Here is a 1548-nt window from a genome sequence, read left to right as displayed (position 1 = left end):
TGTTTCAAGCAGCGTACTTGCCCGAATTCAACGCAGCGTATCGATTTGAATACACCGTACCGAAATCGATACAAGCTCATTCGAATGCGCCCGCGCAAGGGTTTGATCCCCAAACCCTTTTCACCTGCTGCCCTTGCGTAGCGTTTTCGTTCCAGAAAAACCACGAAACGAACATGGGAAATACCTATCTCATTGTTTTATATGGTTTTTCCAAGATTGGCCGTGTTCTTGCTAGTAGATTATCAACCCAAGAGCGCGGAGCCACCGCGCCCAACGCCCTGCTTCCCGAGGATTCCCCATGAGCGAGTTGCGTTTCACTGAAGATCACGAATGGCTGCGCGTCGAAGCCGATGGCAGCGTCACCGTGGGCATCACCGCCTACGCCCAGAACGCCCTTGGCGATGTGGTTTTCGTGCAACTGCCCGAGTTGCAGCAGTATGAGAAAGGCAGCGAAGCCTCCACCGTCGAATCGGTGAAGGCTGCAAGCGGGGTGTACATGCCCCTGACCGGCGAAGTGGTCGAAGTCAACGGCCAGCTCGAAGACAGCCCGGAACTGGTCAACGAAGACCCGATGGGCGAAGGCTGGTTCTTCCGCTTCAACCCGGCCGACATGAGCGAAGTGACCGCCCTGCTCGACCAGGACGCCTACGACCGCCTGATCAAAGCCAACGACGACGCCTGAGGAACCCTGCCATGACCACCAACCTCGGCACCGCCAACGAGTTCATCGCCCGTCACATCGGCCCGCGCGCCGCTGACGAGCAGGCCATGCTCGCAGCACTGGGCTTCGACTCGCTGGAAGCCATGACCGCCGCAGTCATCCCCGACAGCATCAAGGGCACCAGCGTGCTTGGCTCGCATGACGGCCAAAGTGAAGCCGACGCGCTTGCCGCGCTCAAGGCCATCGCCGGCAACAACCAGCTGTTCAAGAGCTACATCGGCCAGGGCTACTACAACACCCACACCCCGGCACCGATCCTGCGCAACCTGCTGGAGAACCCGGCCTGGTACACCGCCTACACCCCGTACCAGCCAGAAATTTCCCAGGGCCGCCTGGAAGCACTGCTGAACTTCCAGACCCTGATCAGCGACCTGACCGGCCTGCCGATCGCCAACGCCTCCCTGCTCGACGAAGCCACTGCAGCGGCCGAGGCCATGACCTTCTGCAAGCGGCTGTCGAAGAACAAGACCAGCCACGCCTTCTTCGCCTCGGTGCATTGCCACCCGCAAACCCTTGATGTGCTGCGCACCCGTGCCGAGCCGCTGGGTATCGAGATCGTGGTCGGCGACGAGCGCGAACTGGGTGATGTCAGCGCCTTCTTCGGCGCCCTGCTGCAGTACCCGGCCAGCAACGGTGAAGTGTTCGACTACCGCGACGTGGTGCAGCGCTTCCACGCCGCCAATGCTCTGGTCGCCGTCGCCGCCGACCTGCTGGCCCTGACCCTGCTGACCCCGCCGGGCGAGTTCGACGCCGACGTGGCCATCGGCAGCGCCCAGCGCTTCGGCGTGCCACTGGGCTTCGGTGGCCCGCACGCGGCCTACTTCGCC

Annotated in this window: 2 protein-coding genes and 1 pseudogene; all 3 read left to right on the top strand. The window is 62.1% G+C overall.

Annotated features, from left to right (window positions below; translation table 11 throughout):
• A partial coding sequence (locus tag HP547_RS28680) for a hypothetical protein (protein ID WP_218583506.1) occupies positions 1-302 on the top strand: 302 nt, incomplete at its 5' end.
• Complete coding sequence (gcvH, locus tag HP547_RS28675) at positions 299-682, top strand: glycine cleavage system protein GcvH (protein ID WP_172288869.1); 384 nt, start codon at positions 299-301, stop codon at positions 680-682. The genes HP547_RS28680 and gcvH, both read left to right, overlap by 4 nt.
• Before the next feature lie 11 nt (positions 683-693).
• A pseudogene (locus HP547_RS28670) lies at positions 694-1548 on the top strand (glycine dehydrogenase (aminomethyl-transferring)); the annotation flags it as partial.

This window comes from Pseudomonas sp. CM27 (assembly GCF_013179515.1).
In the GTDB taxonomy this organism is placed as follows: domain Bacteria; phylum Pseudomonadota; class Gammaproteobacteria; order Pseudomonadales; family Pseudomonadaceae; genus Aquipseudomonas.
The sequence above is the reverse complement of the archived record's forward strand: the minus strand, read 5'-3'. Positions and strand labels throughout refer to the sequence as shown.

Excerpts from the sequence above, each read along its gene's own strand:
- gcvH (WP_172288869.1), top strand. The coding sequence starts at position 299 with ATGAGCGAGTTGCGTTTCACTGAAGATCACGAATGGCTGCGCGTCGAA.